This is a genomic window from Paenibacillus phytorum, assembly GCF_013141715.1.
Lineage (GTDB): Bacteria > Bacillota > Bacilli > Paenibacillales > NBRC-103111 > Paenibacillus_E > Paenibacillus_E phytorum.
In genome coordinates, this window is the sequence record NZ_WHOA01000023.1 from 163579 (window position 1) to 180046 (window position 16468).

Below are 16468 nucleotides of genomic sequence, written 5' to 3' on the forward strand. Positions count from 1 at the left end.
TTTTCGCTTTTTTCTGAAGAGTGAAAGTGTTAGATTCGTTAGCGAACTATTAGGAAAAATAATGTTTAGCTAAGATTTAAAATAGATGTTTAACAACAATTACAAAGTATGATGGATGTACAGAAATGATAGCTAACATTTTCAGGAATTGTGAGGGGTCACCTATGAACCTGATACATTATTACCGTCAGCAGTTTCTCGAATTAATCTCTCAGTTCGAGCCTAATTGGGAAGAGGATCATACCTATAGATTTGGATTTCGTTGGAATTCGTATGCGAAGTCTTCTTTTAAAGAAATTTTTCAAATGACTCAATTTCCGAGCGAGCCCTTGTACTTAGTGTATGCGGTTGAGCTTCCTGAAAAATACAAAAAGACGAATATTAGTGAAGTAGTCAAAAACGTTTCGTCCTCGTATGAACTGTCCTTGTATTTATTCTCGGATAAGATTCAGTTAACCTCTTGTGTTTCTATAGAAAGCCTGCAGCAGACAACATTAGGTTATGTCAATCAAGCCCGAGGGGAAATCATTGATCTTGTTTTCTCTTCGATTCAAATGCGAGTCTAGACGAATTCAGAAGAATTTAGGTGATAAGTATGAGGAAATACCGGGTATTAATCGTTGATGACGCCATCGTAATGAGAAATAGGATTGCGAATCTTTTTGAACAAGATGAACAATTTACAGTGGTAGGATTCGCGGTTAATGGTGCCAATGCGCTGGATAAAATTGTAGAGCTGCAGCCAGACCTTGTAACACTGGATGTAGAGATGCCCGAGCTCGATGGACTAGTTGCTTTGCGTCAAATTATGACCTTCCATCCTGTGCCGGTTATTATGCTGAGCAGCTGCACGGAAGAATGTTCAAATGTTGCCTTGCAAGCTCTGGAGCTAGGGGCTTTGGATTTTTTCCAGAAGGAGACACTATTCCAAAGAACGCAGAATGCGCTGATGGAAGAAGAATTTCTATTACGGTGTAAAACCGCAATGAGGAAGAAACTGTTCCTACGGAATGAGACGAGTATGCTGGGGAAAGAGCAGTCGATAAAAATTCACTTGGAAATGCTTACATTCCTACTTAAAATGGAAGAGGATATGCTTCATTTTCACGATGAGCTGCAGGATCAAATTAAACAACAGAATGGACTTCTCGTTAAATTTCATAAAGAGGATCATAAATTTATCTATACAACTTGGCAGGGCTCACTATTTAACCGACTTGGTATCAAGGAGAATCTCGCGGTAGGCAAGGATTTGTTTACGATTTTCCCGAAAGATAAAGCCGACCTCATGGCTCCCTATTATCAAGCGGCATGGGATAATGAAGAAGTTATTAATTTCGAAACGGAATGGCATGGTTATTATTACTTAACCGTTCTTCGCCCAATCAAACGAGATGGTGTAATGACAGAAGTCATTTCGCTAACGGTAGATATTACGGAGTCGCGAAGCATGGAGGAACGTATCCGCTTTTTAATCCATCATGACCCTCTGACGGGGCTTCCGAATCGACATGGGTTAAGTAAATGGATCGAGGACGCTATTGCACAGCAGGAACGTTTTGCTGTTGTATTCGTGAATTTGGATCACTTCAAACTGGCCAACGAAACGTTAGGTCATGATACAGGGGACAGAATTCTTCAAGTTATGGCCCGCAGATTGAAAAATAGTACCATGATCAAAGATCTTTCTGTTTTCAGAGTGGGCAGTGACGAATTTATTGGTTTGGTTAAGCACCATTCGTTAGCTGAACTGGAAGGGTTCGCACATACGATTGTTCAGACTATTAATCAGCCCATTCACATCCAAGATCATGAAATATATATGTCTCCCTCCATTGGGATTAGCCAGTATCCGCAAGATGATATAGACCCTGACAATCTGATTCGCTTTGCAGATATTGCTATGGAATACGCCAAAGAATTGGGCGGTAATCAAGTTCAATATTTCAATTCGCAAATTTATGCAAAAATAGAACGTAGAATTAAGATTGAGAAGCATTTGCGAAAAGCTTTGGAGAAAAATGAGTTTATTCTGGTGTACCAACCGCAGGTCAATCTATTAGTGAATCACCTCTAGAGTTTATTCCTATTGCAGAGGAAACGGGATTAATTTATCCGATTGGAAAATGGGTACTTAGAGAAGCATGCAGCCAGAATAAGAGCTGGCAGGAGTTAGGTTTTCCCAAGGTTTCAATGGCTGTCAACTTATCTTCTAAGCAGTTCTATGATCAGTCACTCAAAGATCAGATTAACAGCATACTTCAAGAGACAGGACTCGAACCGCAATATCTAGAATTAGAGATAACGGAAAGCATGACGATGGATGTTCAAGTTGCCTTAACGACTTTGAATAGTTTTAGAAACATGGGTCTGAAGATAGCTATGGATGACTTTGGAACAGGTTACAGCTCGCTCAGCTACTTGAAAGAATTCCCGATCCATCATTTGAAAATTGATCAATCCTTTGTGAAGGATATCTCGGTTAATCCTACCAATGCAGCCATTGTAAATACGATCATTGCGCTAGCACGTAATCTAAAGCTAGTTGTGATTGCAGAAGGGGTAGAGAACGATGACGATTTAAAGATTCTGCAGGAATTCGATTGTGACACCGTACAGGGATATTTATTTAGCCGCCCGGTAGAAGCAAGCGAAGTACCCGAGATATTTGACAGGTTTTCATGCAATCGAATTGCGAATACATAAGAATCATCCTAACGCCAAGACAGCCACTATCGGTTCTGTGGCGTTTTTGTTATTTCATATTTCTGGTAAAAAATAGTGTAGACCTGCCATAATTCGACATATTATAATAGATGATAGGAACAAAATAGGTATAAAGGAGGGAATTTAGTGATTAAGGTGCTTATTATCGAAGACGACATCATTATTGGACAAATGATAAGCATGTATTTTTCGGAAGATCATTTTGAAGTGAAGCAATCGGTAAATGGACATGACGGACTGAGGGAAATTGTTCAGTTTCAGCCCGATGTGATTTTATTAGATCTCGTTTTGCCAGATTATGAGGGGATAGAGCTATGCGGTGCCATTAGGAGACTAAGTTTGGTTCCTATTATTGTGATATCCACGAAAAATAACATTAAGGAGAAGGTGGAGGCCTTTAATATTGGGGCTGATGACTATCTTTGTAAGCCGTTTAGCATGCAGGAGTTAAAAGCACGGATCAAAGCCTCGCTTCGTATGGCGGACATACAGGTTCCTGCTCCCGGTATGTCGGAAGGGACAGAGTCACAATATCATGACTTTACACTGGATGTAGAGCGCAGGTTGATTGTGATCAAAGATCAAAAAATTGATATCACCAATTCCGAATTTGAAATTATGAAACGTTTTATTCACTATCCCGGCAGAGTGTTTAGACGCGATGAGCTTATAGATACTTTATATCGGATGGGCGATATCGTGAATGATCGCGCCATTGATGTACATATTACGAATCTCCGTAGAAGAATAGAGCGGAATCCAAAGGAACCTCAGTATATTAAAACCGTCTGGGGTGTTGGTTATAAATTTGTGCATCTTTCAGCTATTTAAGGTGTGTAAATAAGCGATGAGGTGAATAGATGTGCTCAAAGATCTACTGAACAATTTCTCGATATTGGCTGTTTTTATATTCTTGTCTATCGAGATTTTCTATTCTCCTAGATTAAAAGCCGCATCAAGGTGGAAATATCGCATAATAGTTGGTTTGATGCATGGTATCTATGGTGTCATTCTAACTTTTCTGGGTGTACATGTTACTGCAAGACATATATTGGATTTAAAAGCGATTGCCATTCTGATGGCTACCTTCATTGGTGGAGGAATTTCTGGTTTTATTGCCACTATGATCATGATTATTGGCAGGACGTTGATAGATCCTTCTGTTTTCTTTCGAATCTCTACACTGGGACTGCTCATATTTGCAGGAACCGCGCTAACCAATCATTACGTTCACGGTTATTGGAGAAAATGGACATTATTAATTATGTGTCCTATCAGCGTTTTGTTCGTTGATATGGTACTCATCTATCATATTCCTGTTTTCGAGTTAGTCATTCCAGCTTTACTTCTGCATTTGGGAGGGGGCTTATTCGCAGCAGCGCTAATCCACTATTTCTTAAGGGCAGAAGAGCTAAGGAGTCAGGTAAGTCATATCCAACAAGAATTGATGGATATTCTTCGGCTGCAGCCCGGCATTACATTTAAACTTAAGAAAATTCATAATCAATTTATTTATTCGATGGTTGATGGTCGGTTGTTACGAAATCTCGGACTATATCCACAAGATTTATTAGGTAGAAATATACAATCAATCAAAGGTTTTACTACTGAATTCACAACGTTTATCATAGGGAAATTCGAAGAAGCGTGGAAAGGGAACAAAGTTGCTTTTGAGAATCAAATAAAGGGCAAGATCGCCTTTACAACCTTACAGCCTATATTTGAAGGTGAGCAGGTGGTCGAGATCATCGGCTCTACGACAGATATTACAGAGAGAACAACAGCAGAGCGGCGTATTCAGGAGAGTGAAGCGCGATATCGTATCCTCGTTGAGAATTCACAGGAAGGAATTCTTGGGTTCACGAAGGAAGGCGATATTACCTCTGTTAATCAAATTGTTTCCCTGATGACCCATGCGACAGCTGCGGACATGTTGGGCAAAAAAATAACCGAGTTTCTCCCGGAAGCCGAGCAAATTCGTTGGGATTCCCATTTCCAAGAAGTCATCCTGAATGGTGGTAATGTACGGTTTGAAATGAGACTTCCGTCCTCAACGGGTGATCAAAGAGATTTATGTGTTACACTTTCAGCCTACCTTGATGCGAGTGGCGAATTGGAAGGTATTGTTGGAACCGTACATGACTTCACTGAGGTTACCATGCGGCATGCCGCCGATCAAGCGAATCAAGCTAAAAGCCAATTTATTGCCAAAATGAGTCATGAAATTAGAACTCCCCTGAACGGTATCATTGGACTTTCTCAACTTCTCGGGAAAACCTCGCTCTCAGACCATCAAAAGGATTATCTACATAAAATAACATCATCATCCCATACGCTGTTAGGCATTATTAACGATGTTCTTGACCTTTCCAAAGTAGAAGCGGGAAAACTCGAAGTAGAACGTACCGGCTTTCAGTTAGATGAACTTCTTAAGGATCTCTCCAGCATACTAAGTGTCTTATCTGATAGTCGCCAGATCGAACTTATTTTTAATACAGCCGCTGAACTGCCCAACCATATTCTTGGGGATCCGCTGAGACTGAAACAAGTACTGCTTAATCTTTGCAGCAATGCGATCAAATTTACTTCAGAGGGCTATGTGATGCTCCAAATTGAATTGGAACCACACACGTCCATAGAAGAAATTATGCTTAGCTTTACCATAGAGGATAGTGGAATAGGTATATCTCCAGATCGTTTAGCCTTTATTTTTGATCCTTTTTCTCAGGCAGATGGATCTACGAGTCGTGAATATGGGGGAACTGGACTGGGACTTACGATCAGCCAGCATTTGATTGGGCTTATGGGTGGGTCTTTAACAGCGGAGAGTGTAGAGGGTAAAGGAAGCAGATTTAAATTTACACTGCCTTTTCAAGTCATAGAACTCGCTGATCCAGATGAATGGGACTTAACGAAAGATCATACGACATATCAAATTTTGCTGGTCGAAGATCATCCCCTGATGCGCAGCAGCTTACGGGACACGTTGGAGTCGTTTGCTTTAATCGTTTCGGAGGTGTCTTCCTGGAAAGATATGTTTGAACGGATGAAGGGGTTTTGGACCAATGACGACAGGTACGATTGTATCCTGCTTGATATGGAAATTGAAGATATGTATGGCATAGATACATGGAATACTTTTATCGAGTCGATCCAAAGAGATCAAACGCTTGTTGTTTGCTTAACTTCACCGCTTGGTAAAGAAGAAATGCTGAAACTTCCGAATAGCGCAAGACCTGATGCCGTCATGGTTAAACCGATTTGCCGTTTAGAGCTTTATCAAACGTTGGAATCCCTGTTTAATCCACACAATCAATCTCCAAGAAGCGGCAGGTCTTTGCAGGCTATGTCCTCCAGAGTTAGCAAGACAGGGCGAATTCTTCTCGTGGAGGATAACGAAATTAATCAGCAGGTTGCCATGGAGTTTCTAAAGGAGCATGGATTTGAGATCACGATAGCGGAAAATGGTCGGGAAGCCATTGAAAAACTGGAACACGACGAATACGACTTGATTTTGATGGATATTCACATGCCGATCATGGACGGTGTTGAAGCGACAGCGCACATTCGTCAAATCCCCAACTATATGAATATCCCCATCATTGGACTGACGGCCAACGTAGTTAAACAGGATCATGAAGATTATATCCATTACGGTATGAATGACGTCATTAGTAAACCTTTGGATGTAAAGCGTCTCTTTAGTGTGATTAGTAAATGGATAGAACCATCTACTTCAATAGGGGCTAGTCAGACGAAAACAACCCATTTTTATAAGCATATTGAAGCGATAGATTGGCAAGCTGCACTTGCCCGTCTAGAAGGAAAAGAAAGCATTTTAATCGTCATGCTTCAGTTGTTCAAGAAAAATTATACAACTTTTGTTGAGCAACTAACGCGGAGTATCCTTGATGAGGATTGGAAGGCTGTCAAAAGGGCTATACATACACTTATCGGAGTTGCCGGAAGTATTTCCGCAAATCGATTGCATGAAGCAGCAAGCTACCTGGAACTTGCCGTTGTGCAAAAAGAGGATTTCCATGATCAGCTCATCGAAGTGGCAGAGGAAATAGAGCGTATTATCACATTTATCCCAAATAAAGCTTCTTAGTGAGTGGAACTGCCAATATCAATTTCAGATACAAACGTGATAATTCCAGCCATTGTTGAATGATGACCCCGGCAGTATGATGAAGGTAAAGAAAGACTTTTTACTTTCATAAACAGGAAGGGGATAGCTGCCATGTTTGTTAGGAAACAAGATCGTATGTCACCTATCACAGAAGAGCAATATGAGCAGTTCGAAAGAGAGGGGTATTTGCTTATAAAGAAAGGCTGCAGCAGCGATCTCATTGATGCCTTTAATGGACACATTTTTGATATTCGTAACCAAGCAGAAATACCCAATTGGGCAGCCTGTGAAGAAAGCAAAAAGTTCTCGCTGCGGTTATTTAATCCGCATAAGCATGACAGCTTTTCTCGCCAAATGATGAAGCTTCCCATCATCCGAGGTGCGCTAGCTCAATTAATGGGCAGAGAGGCTAACTGTGTGCAAAGTATGTACTTCTACAAGGAACCAGGTTCACCGGGACAGGCCTCGCATCAGGACTATTACTACATTAAGAATGATCCCATGACGATGATCGCCGCTTGGGTCGCTTTGGAAGAAGTCGTGGATATCGAAAATGGATGCCTCTGGGTCATCCCTGGCACACATAAGCTTGGACTGCTGCCTCATGGTGCAGTGAAAAATAAAGAAGAGCACGAATCATGGACAGACGAGACAGAAGGCATTGACCTTAGTAAGCAAATCCCGGTCGAGATGGAAAAAGGAGATATCCTATTCTTTAGTGAGCTGCTCATCCATTCGTCCAATAAAAATCGAAGCAAGGATCGTTGGCGACGTTCCTATGTATGTCATTACATTCGCGAGGATTCGTTTGTTACTCAGAGGGAAGATTTGAGAGAGAAATTTCCGTTGTTCTAAGAACGTTGATAACAAGAAAGCTAACTCTTTTTTACAGCCAAGGCTGGAAAGGGTTAGCTTATTTTATTTACACAAACACATGTATATGAACGTTCAAAATTAACTATAATTAAACTCCCCAACTTACACATACAGGAACTTCATACCCTACAGAGAACAGTGTTAATAAGACTGAGAACTAGAAGGAGATAGATGAATGGAAAATGAGTTGGAGAAATGGATCATAGAAGCAGATATAGCAAGTATGCAGCATGCAATGAGTGCAGGTAGGATTACTTCGGAACAATTGGTTCATATATATCTAACCCGTATAGAAAAGTACGACGCCATATTAAATACCATTTTAGAAATAAATCCAGATGCTATAGACATAGCCAAAGATTTAGATGAAGAACGAAAAGTGAAGGGCAGTCGTGGATCCTTACATGGTATCCCTATTCTGCTTAAGGATAATATCGATACACACGACCGTATGCATACAAGCGCCGGTTCTATCGCATTAGCGGAATCCTTCGCAGCAGCCGATTCCTTCGTTGCAGATCAGCTTCGAGCGGCGGGGGCTGTGCTTCTTGGTAAAACGAATATGACCGAATGGGCAGGCTACATGTCAGGCGATATTTGGGCGGGCTATAGCTCAAGAGGTGGTCTCACCTTAAATCCTTACGACCCTGGCGAATTATTCGTAGGCGGTTCAAGCTCAGGCTCAGCAGCGGCAACGGCAGCGAATCTGGCAGCAGCGGCGATTGGAACGGAAACATCGGGCTCTATCATCAGCCCTTCCAGCCAGAATAGCTTAGTTGGTATTAAGCCAACGATTGGATTAGTTAGCCGAACGGGCATCATCCCAATTGCTCATAGTCAGGACACAGCGGGGCCTATAGCAAGAACGGTCAGCGATGCAGCGATTTTGCTCGGCGCTTTAACCAACATGGATGAATGCGATGTTGAGACGCTAGCGAGTAAAGGGCGTTCTTTCCAAGACTACACCCCATTCATAGACGCCAATTATTTGCAGCATGCTAGAATAGGGATCCCAAGATTTTATTATCAAGAATTAGACAAGGCTCGGCTAGATATTGTAGAGGCGGCTATCGCCGTTTTGAAACAAAAGGGTGCTACAATCGTTGATCCGGTGGTGCTTCCATGTGAGCAGACGCATTGGGATGGCAATGTCATGAGGTATGAATTTAAGAAAGATTTGAATGATTATTTATCCAAATTGTCAGGCAAGATACCCGTCCATTCTTTGGCTGATGTCATCGCCTACAATGAAGCACATTCAGATCAAGCATTGAAATATGGGCAAGGAACTTTAATTTGGTCAGAGGAAACAAGCGGGACACTAACGGAACAAGCCTATTTAGACAGCAAAAAGAGGGATAAAGAGATGTCGCGTGAGCAGGGAATTGACCATGCATTAAAGGAGCATCAACTGGATGCACTCTTATTCCTAGGGGCTGAGGGTGGGACAGATCTTGCGGCAAGAGCAGGTTACCCATCCATTACTGTCCCTGGAGGGTATGCGGCAACGGGGATTATCGCACCGGGCGGGTATACAACGAAGGGACCACAAGGGATTACCTTTGTAGGAACGGCATTTAGCGAACCCACTTTGATAAAAATTGCTTATGGGTTTGAGCAGGCTACGAAACATCGCATTCAACCCGAGTTAGCAACTGCTGCGAAAATAGAGGTAGAATAAAATGATGAATCTAAGAACGATGGTTGTTGGATTAACCGACGATCATGTGGCTAAGGCATTCATGCGGTTATGGGAACATGAGGATGGAACATTAAAAGTTTGGCGAGCAAGCTCCAACTTCGTATATCGATTTGAAAATAAAGGTAAGAAATTCTTTTTGAGGTTTTCTTTTGAAGGAGCACAGGAACTGGAGCAAGTAGAAGCTGAACTTGATTTCATAAATTACTTAGCCTTATCTCATTATCCTACAATTGTGCCTATACGTTCTAGCGAGGGTAAGCTAGTTGAAAGAGTAACGACAAGTGAAGGGGCATATATTGGTGTTGTATTTAGTGATGCGGAAGGGGAAAGTTTAGATTGTGATCAAATGAGCGAATCGCAGATGGAGGCGTGGGGGAAATCACTTGGCAGCTTGCATGTAAGGTCACAGGAATATGAACCTCCAAAAGAAATAAAGCGTAAGAATTGGCGAGATGGACTGGATCATATTGCAGTGGCATTAGATCGTCATCCACATGAAAAAGAAGCCTTGATGGAGCTAGATAACCTGAGGATTTGGCTTTATTCTTTAAAGCAATCCAAGCATGAGTATGGTCTCATTCATTATGATTTTCAACAGGATAACATTTTCTGGCATGCAAGTACGTCGCAATTTCATGTTATTGATTTTGATGATGCTATGTATCATTGGTATGCGATGGATATTGTTGCAGCTCTTGCTGACGTGTTGGATAATACAGAGAGGGATTCCAGCAGTCAGGTAGAATGTTTTCTGAGAGGCTATACAGCGATTTGTCCATTAGACAAGCAAATGATAGAACACTTTCCAAAGTTCTTAAGGTTCTCTAAGCTCTATAGCTTTTCAAGAATCCTAACAGCTTTGGAGGATAGTGATCTATCAAATACGCCACCATGGTATGCAGGATTGAAATTAAAGCTCATGAAAATGAGGGACGAAATGAGACTTGGTTTCAGCAATCCATGGTGACCTACTGACTAACGGAACATGAGGAGGATCACAACTTGGAAATAAGGCGTTTATGGCAACAAGATATACCGCAAGTACAAGCACTAATGATGGACGTGGTGTCACGTCTTCCTTCTGATGCGCTTTATTCGATGGACCGCTTAGAGGCATTATACGAATATGTCCAAGAAAAGGGCGAGATATATGGCGTTTTTCAAGGCGAAAAGCTTGTTGCTTATACGGTTATCGCATTTCCCGGTCTAAGTACCAATAATCTCGGACGAGAGTTTGGAGTGCCGGAAGCAGATCTACCAAGAGTTGCTTCTCTAGAAGGATCCATTGTCCATGAGTCGGTCAGGGGACAAGGGCTGCAGCGGCATTTTCAAACTTTGAGGGAAAAGCGCGCGCGTGAACAAGGTATATTATACCTCTACGCAACCGTACATCCTGACAATGCTATAAGTCGGCAAAACTTAGAAACAGCAGGCTTCACACTTCAATTCACCCGTCCGATGTATGGAGGTCTTCTAAGGCATTGCTATGCGAAGAAGCTTGAAGTACTAGATTAGTATGTTATTTGGTAACGGCAAGCTCTCTAACTTTTTTCCACGCATCCAAATGCTTTTCCAAATTACCGACTAAGGTATTGAGATCATTCAGAAATTGTTCTTTATCATGAGCATCGACGTCTAAGGCTTCAATTTGAAAATCACTAGTTGTAGGAAATGCGTTAAGCATTTGCAGAAGTTTGCTTTGAATTGGACTAGTTGTTGGGCTAATTGTTGTACTAGTTGAAGCTGCAGGCAGCTCGCTTTGTATCGACATTTCTGATTTATTGTCCGGGACTATTTCCTTGGATTTCTCTGCTTTCTCCGCTTTTGTCGGAGCTTTTGCAGCTGCAGGCTTGGCTCGTTCTGCTCGGTTATTTTGAAAGACGGACCAAGTTTCGACCAGATCATGACCTGTTTTATAGAGAAGCTTCCCTTTGGTGCTTTCTGAAATATCTTTATCTTTGAACATGCGAGCAATCTTTTTCACATCACTGACAGGCATTTCATCTCTGGCAATAATCAAAGCTAGCGGATCGCGGTGCTCGATCGGTAGATCTTTGATAGGCAGCAGTTGGTCCTCGGTCAACTTGTCTTTCCGAATTTCCGTACCGCTCACGATCAGTTTTTTGACTGAATTTCCAAACTTTAACAAATCACATTTGTTTTTGATGTAAGTTTCCGGCTTGCCAAGTTTGCTAGAAAGGTATTTAATAGAGGAACTGAATTTGGAATCATTCATAAGTTTGTGGAAGGCCTCAGCTTCCTCAATGGGAGAAAAGCCTTCCCTTGTCAGATTCTCCGCAATCTGTTCTAAATAAATCTCCAACTCATCCGTTACGGTCGATACGATACAGGACATGGTGGGGCGTCCCAGCATTTTGCTAGCTTTGTATCTCCGATTCCCGTAAATAATTTTGTACCGGTTGTCAGCCGTTGTTCTCACTTTAATCGGAGAGAGTAAGCCAATCTCCTCGATGCTTTTCATTAATTCTTGGAGCGCCTCTTCATCGAATTGATATCTGGGCTGATCCGTATCCTCGTCAATTAAATGCATGGGAATTTCATGTATATTCATATTCATTTTCTCCATTCGTTCAGGTTGTCCTTGGATTATTATATAACAAGGAACAAAATCGTGGAAATGCCAATCATAGTACTAGATCGGAGGTCAATCATGTTTTCCTGTAAAATAAGTGATGAACTGGAACTAAAGCTACTAGAAGTCAGGCATGCAGATGCCTTATTCCATTTGGTCAATCAGAATCGTACTCATTTAGCGAAATGGCTTCCATGGGTTGATAAAACAACACAAGTAGAAGACACAAGAGCTTATATTGAATCAGAGCTTAGCCGCTTTGCAAAGAACAATGGCTTTTCTTGCGGCATTTTTTATCGAAATGAAATCGTTGGATGTATAGGTCTCCATGAAATTAATTGGGGGAATAAGCATTCGTCGATTGGATACTGGCTTGCAGAAGGGTATCAGGGGAAAGGGATCATGACTGATTCTTGTAGATGTATCGTGAGCTACTCCTTGAGAGAATTGAAATTAAATCGGATCGAAATAAGAGCTCGGACAGATAACTTCAAGAGCCGCGCAGTACCGGTGAGGTTGAAATTCAAACATGAAGGAACAATTAGACAGGCCGAGTTCAGTTATAACACCTTTCATGATCATGAGGTTTATGGGATTTTGGCCGAAGAATGGGAGTAAATGGAGTGGGAACTTTAGCAAAACGCACCAAACTGCATTACGGCTGGATTGTTGTCCTGGTGACCTTCTTTACTTTGATTGTATCGGCGGGTATACGCTCGGTGCCTAGCATTTTCATGCTTCCCTTTGAAAAAGAGTTCGGATGGGGCCGAGCGGATGTATCCTCCGTTGTCTCCATTAATATTTTCTTGTATGGGTTGATGGGACCTTTCTCGGCGGCATTAATGGAGCGTTTTGGTACTCGTCGGGTGGTGCTGATCTCCCTTATCTGCATCGCGGCAAGCCTTTCGCTGACACCTATGATCATGGCTTTGTGGCAATTTCATTTGCTTTGGGGGGTCGTTGTGGGGCTTGGAACGGGTTCACTTGCCAATGTGCTCGGTGTAACAATCGCGAATCGATGGTTCACTCAGAACAAAGGTGTGGTGGTTGGCATTCTGACAGCCAGCGCGGCGACAGGGCAACTGCTATTTCTACCTCTTCTGGCTAAAATAACGGTGGACGTCGGTTGGCGCTATGCCATTTATACAGCAATTGCTGTGATTGCGGTGTTAATCCCTGTTGTAGCGATCTGGATGCGCAATCATCCCTATGACATAGGCGCTGCTCCTTATGGGTCAGATCAAGTCGTAAAGCCTGCCGAATTCAAAGGCAACATCTTTATGACCCCTCTGCTTACCCTTCGAGATGCCAGTAAGAACAAGGCATTCTGGCTGCTTGCGGGGACGTTCTTTTTCTGCGGCTTCTCCACGAATGGGTTAATTGGTACGCATCTTATTCCCGCCTGCGGGGATTTTGGCATTCCTGAAGTAAGTGCAGCGGGATTGCTGGCGCTCATGGGCATCTTTGATCTGGTCGGGACGACGATGTCCGGTTGGTTGACCGACCGATTTGACGGGCGTTGGCTGCTGTTTTGGTACTACGGGCTTCGCGGAATTTCGCTTATTTTTCTGCCGCAAGCGCTCGGTTTAGGCTATACGGAGCTTCTTATTTTTGCCGTTTTCTACGGATTAGATTGGATTGCAACTGTTCCGCCAACCGTGAAGATTGCATCGGATATTTTCGGCAAGGAGAAGGCAGGCATGGTTTTTGGTTGGATTGTAGTAGCTCACCAGCTCGGGGCATCCTTTGCTGCCTATGAGGCAGGTCTGCTGAGAGATTTGCTCGGCAGCTATTCGCTACCCTTTCTTATGGCGGGCTTCGTCTGTATGATTGCTGCCATTATGGCAATACGTATAGGGCGTACAGGAACGGCAGCCAGAGCGTTGTAAAATCGGAAAACAAGAAGGATCCAGCCAATCTAGGCTAGGTTCTTCTTGTTTTTTCTCATTCATTTTTGCAAAGTAATACCAACTTCAATAAAAAGATTGCATCGGAAGGTTTATAGATGAAATAATAGAGGGTGATGATGTCGAATTGTGGCATAAAACTTTCATATGACTTAGGGGTAGAGTAGCATGAAAATGATTCAAAACACGATAATAGCTCTAATTTTCGTCATATTAGTTTCATCGTCAGAGTTTGTTCTTAATAAGTATAAGGACTCCTTACTCCATGAGCTTGAAATTACGGAACAGTCCCAATTATCCTCAAGAGCATTGGCTTTACAATCCGTTATTGACCGTAATTTTAATATGATGGTAAGCTTGGAAGCTTATGTGGATGCGAGCTACTTGCAAAGCAATGACGATAAAGAAGTCATGGAATACATGGCATCTCTTTATCATGGAGCTCAGGGATCAACGTTTAATTTAATTATTGCGCCTAAAGGAGTTATGAAGTTCATTTATCCGATTCAGGGCAACGAAAGTATATATAATTGGGATTTGCTGCAGGATCCCCGTGCTAATGTTCAACAGCAAATTTTAAGAGCTTTGCAAACTAAAAAAATGACAATGAATGGCCCATTTCAATTACTACAAGGCATTAATGGTTTAGTCGCTCGGAAGCCAATCTATCAAGATGGTGCTTTTTGGGGCTTCGTATCTGTAGGTGTAAATCTGGATCAACTGCTTGCCGAAGCAGGAATTAAGAATGTAGATACAGGGGATTTACAGATTTCCATCCGTAATCCTGGGGAGCCTGCGTTTTTTGGCGACGATTCTATTTTTCAAGAAAATCCGATGATGGCCACTATTGAGCATACGGATACCAAATGGGAGCTTGCTGCGCTTCCGCAGGCAAGTGCTGTTCAGAGTATTAAGCATCAAATCACATTAATACGCACCGCTTTTATGCTTGTTCTGCTAATCGCTCTCATCTTTATCCTGTATATCGTTAGACAGAGAGATAAGTTATACCGATCGGTAAATGAACGCACACAAGAGTTACAGTTTGCAAATGAGGATTTGACTGCTGCAAATGAAGAGCTTCTGGCAGGACAACAGGAACTGCACGATTCAACCAAACGCTTGTTGGAATCCGAACAAATGCTATCGTACATGGCTTATCATGATGTTCTGACAGGGATACATAACCGAGCCCACTTTCAAATGATCTTAAAAGAACAAATTGTACACAACGAAATAAATCGTACATCCCTTGCGATGCTTTTCTTTGATCTGGATAACTTCAAGATGGTTAATGATTCGCATGGTCATCATATGGGCGATCTTATGCTGCAGGAAGTTGCTAATCGTATTGGACAATCAAACCTTTCCTATCATACGTTTGCTAGATTTGGTGGAGACGAGTTTGCCATCCTATTAGAAGATTGTCCAAGTGAGAAGGAGATTCAGCTCTTCTGTGAACAATTAATAGAAATCTTAAAGCCGCCTTGTTTGTTATCGAATCGCTCTTTTTTCATTAGCGCCAGTATTGGTATTGTGCAGTATCCTTATGGGGGTGTGACTTGGGAAGCATTGCTCAAGAATGCGGATATTGCCATGTACATAGCCAAAAAAGAGAGCGGCAGCTCATACAGCTTCTTTAATCAGCAGATGGCAATGAATTCCCTATCAAAGCTGGAGATGGGAAATCATCTTCGTCAGTCACTTGACCGGAATGAACTCGAAATTGTGTATCAACCGCAGGTAGATTGTTTATTAGGCAAAATTATCGGCGTTGAAGCACTCTTGCGTTGGAATCATACGACCAAAGGATATATTTCTCCAGCTGACTTCATTCCTCTATCAGAAGAAATAGGTACAATTGCTAGTATTGGTGAGTGGGTTTTGAGAGGTGCTTGCAAGCAGATGAAGGCTTGGCACAGCATGACGATTGAACCTTTAGCGATTTCGGTCAATCTATCAGTCAAACAGCTGAATGATGAACGTTTTGTTGATAAAGTGATACAAATTTTAGAGGAGACAGGCCTGGAAGCTAAATATTTGGAGATGGAAATTACCGAAAATTTCGCGATGCAGGATGAACAACTGGACGCACTTAGCAAGCTTCGCGGGCTGGGCATTGCGATATCCGTCGACGATTTCGGTACGCACTACTCCTCTCTAAGTTATTTGAAAAGGTTCCCAGTCACCAAAATCAAATTGGACCAATCATTTGTCCGCGGCGTACAAACGGATGACAAGGATCGAGCGATGATCAAAGCGATTATTTCCGTAGCCAATTCGTTTCAATTACAAATTATTGCGGAAGGTGTTGAAACAGAAGAACAGGCGGACTTCTTAGTCACTAATGGCTGTAGTCAAATTCAAGGCTATTACTTCTTCCGGCCCATGTCTGCCGAACAAGCACTGCCTGTGTTACAGGAATGTTTACAGCCTAAGCTTGCCTTTCTTGAATCAAACCCATCTGGCCATATTGAATAAATAACAAAAAAATCTCCCCCGCTGAATGATGAGCGAAGGAGATTTTTTTG

Annotated in this window: 13 protein-coding genes; 12 read left to right on the top strand and 1 reads right to left on the bottom strand. The window is 42.2% G+C overall.

Annotated elements, in window-relative coordinates:
• Nucleotides 1-164: 164 nt before the first annotated feature.
• From GC098_RS03905 to GC098_RS03945, 9 genes are all read left to right on the top strand, one after another.
• Nucleotides 165-566: a hypothetical protein gene (locus tag GC098_RS03905; RefSeq protein WP_171641123.1), complete on the top strand. Its 402-nt coding sequence runs from the start codon at nt 165-167 to the stop codon at nt 564-566.
• 29 nt (nt 567-595) lie between these two features.
• Entirely contained in the window at nt 596-2077 is a 1482-nt protein-coding gene (locus GC098_RS03910) for a diguanylate cyclase domain-containing protein (protein ID WP_171641125.1), read from the top strand.
• Nucleotides 2078-2118: 41 nt separating this feature from the next.
• Nucleotides 2119-2706: an EAL domain-containing protein gene (locus tag GC098_RS03915; protein WP_312879984.1), complete on the top strand. Its 588-nt coding sequence runs from the start codon at nt 2119-2121 to the stop codon at nt 2704-2706.
• 147 nt (nt 2707-2853) lie between these two features.
• Nucleotides 2854-3558 carry a response regulator transcription factor gene (locus tag GC098_RS41095; protein WP_171641128.1) on the top strand — a complete coding sequence of 235 codons (705 nt, stop codon included), beginning with the start codon at nt 2854-2856 and terminating at the stop codon, nt 3556-3558.
• A 31-nt stretch (nt 3559-3589) separates the two neighbouring features.
• Nucleotides 3590-6838 (top strand): response regulator, encoded by a 3249-nt coding sequence (locus GC098_RS03925; RefSeq protein WP_171641130.1) that lies wholly within the window; start codon nt 3590-3592, stop codon nt 6836-6838.
• 132 nt (nt 6839-6970) lie between these two features.
• Nucleotides 6971-7714, top strand: a complete 744-nt coding sequence (locus GC098_RS03930) for a phytanoyl-CoA dioxygenase family protein (protein WP_171641132.1) — start codon at nt 6971-6973, stop codon at nt 7712-7714.
• Nucleotides 7715-7910: 196 nt separating this feature from the next.
• The gene (locus GC098_RS03935; protein ID WP_171641134.1) at nt 7911-9416 is read left to right on the top strand and encodes an amidase family protein; all 1506 of its coding nucleotides are present in this window, start codon (nt 7911-7913) and stop codon (nt 9414-9416) included.
• Nucleotide 9417: 1 nt separating this feature from the next.
• Nucleotides 9418-10404 (top strand): phosphotransferase enzyme family protein, encoded by a 987-nt coding sequence (locus tag GC098_RS03940; protein WP_246358406.1) that lies wholly within the window; start codon nt 9418-9420, stop codon nt 10402-10404.
• A gap of 35 nt (nt 10405-10439) precedes the next feature.
• Entirely contained in the window at nt 10440-10952 is a 513-nt protein-coding gene (locus tag GC098_RS03945) for a GNAT family N-acetyltransferase (RefSeq protein ID WP_246358407.1), read from the top strand.
• A 4-nt stretch (nt 10953-10956) separates the two neighbouring features.
• Here GC098_RS03945 and GC098_RS03950 read toward each other — a convergent pair whose 3' ends face one another.
• Complete coding sequence (locus GC098_RS03950) at nt 10957-12009, bottom strand: ParB/RepB/Spo0J family partition protein (RefSeq protein ID WP_171641137.1); 1053 nt, start codon at nt 12007-12009, stop codon at nt 10957-10959.
• Between the two features lie 99 nt (nt 12010-12108).
• Here GC098_RS03950 and GC098_RS03955 point away from each other — a divergent pair, with 99 nt between their 5' ends.
• The 3 genes from GC098_RS03955 (at nt 12109) to GC098_RS03965 (ending at nt 16418) form a co-directional block, all read left to right on the top strand.
• Nucleotides 12109-12648 (top strand): GNAT family N-acetyltransferase, encoded by a 540-nt coding sequence (locus GC098_RS03955; protein WP_171641139.1) that lies wholly within the window; start codon nt 12109-12111, stop codon nt 12646-12648.
• Nucleotides 12649-12653: 5 nt separating this feature from the next.
• Nucleotides 12654-13919 carry an MFS transporter gene (locus GC098_RS03960; RefSeq protein ID WP_312879982.1) on the top strand — a complete coding sequence of 422 codons (1266 nt, stop codon included), beginning with the start codon at nt 12654-12656 and terminating at the stop codon, nt 13917-13919.
• Nucleotides 13920-14105: 186 nt separating this feature from the next.
• Entirely contained in the window at nt 14106-16418 is a 2313-nt protein-coding gene (locus GC098_RS03965) for a bifunctional diguanylate cyclase/phosphodiesterase (protein WP_171641143.1), read from the top strand.
• Nucleotides 16419-16468: the final 50 nt, after the last annotated feature.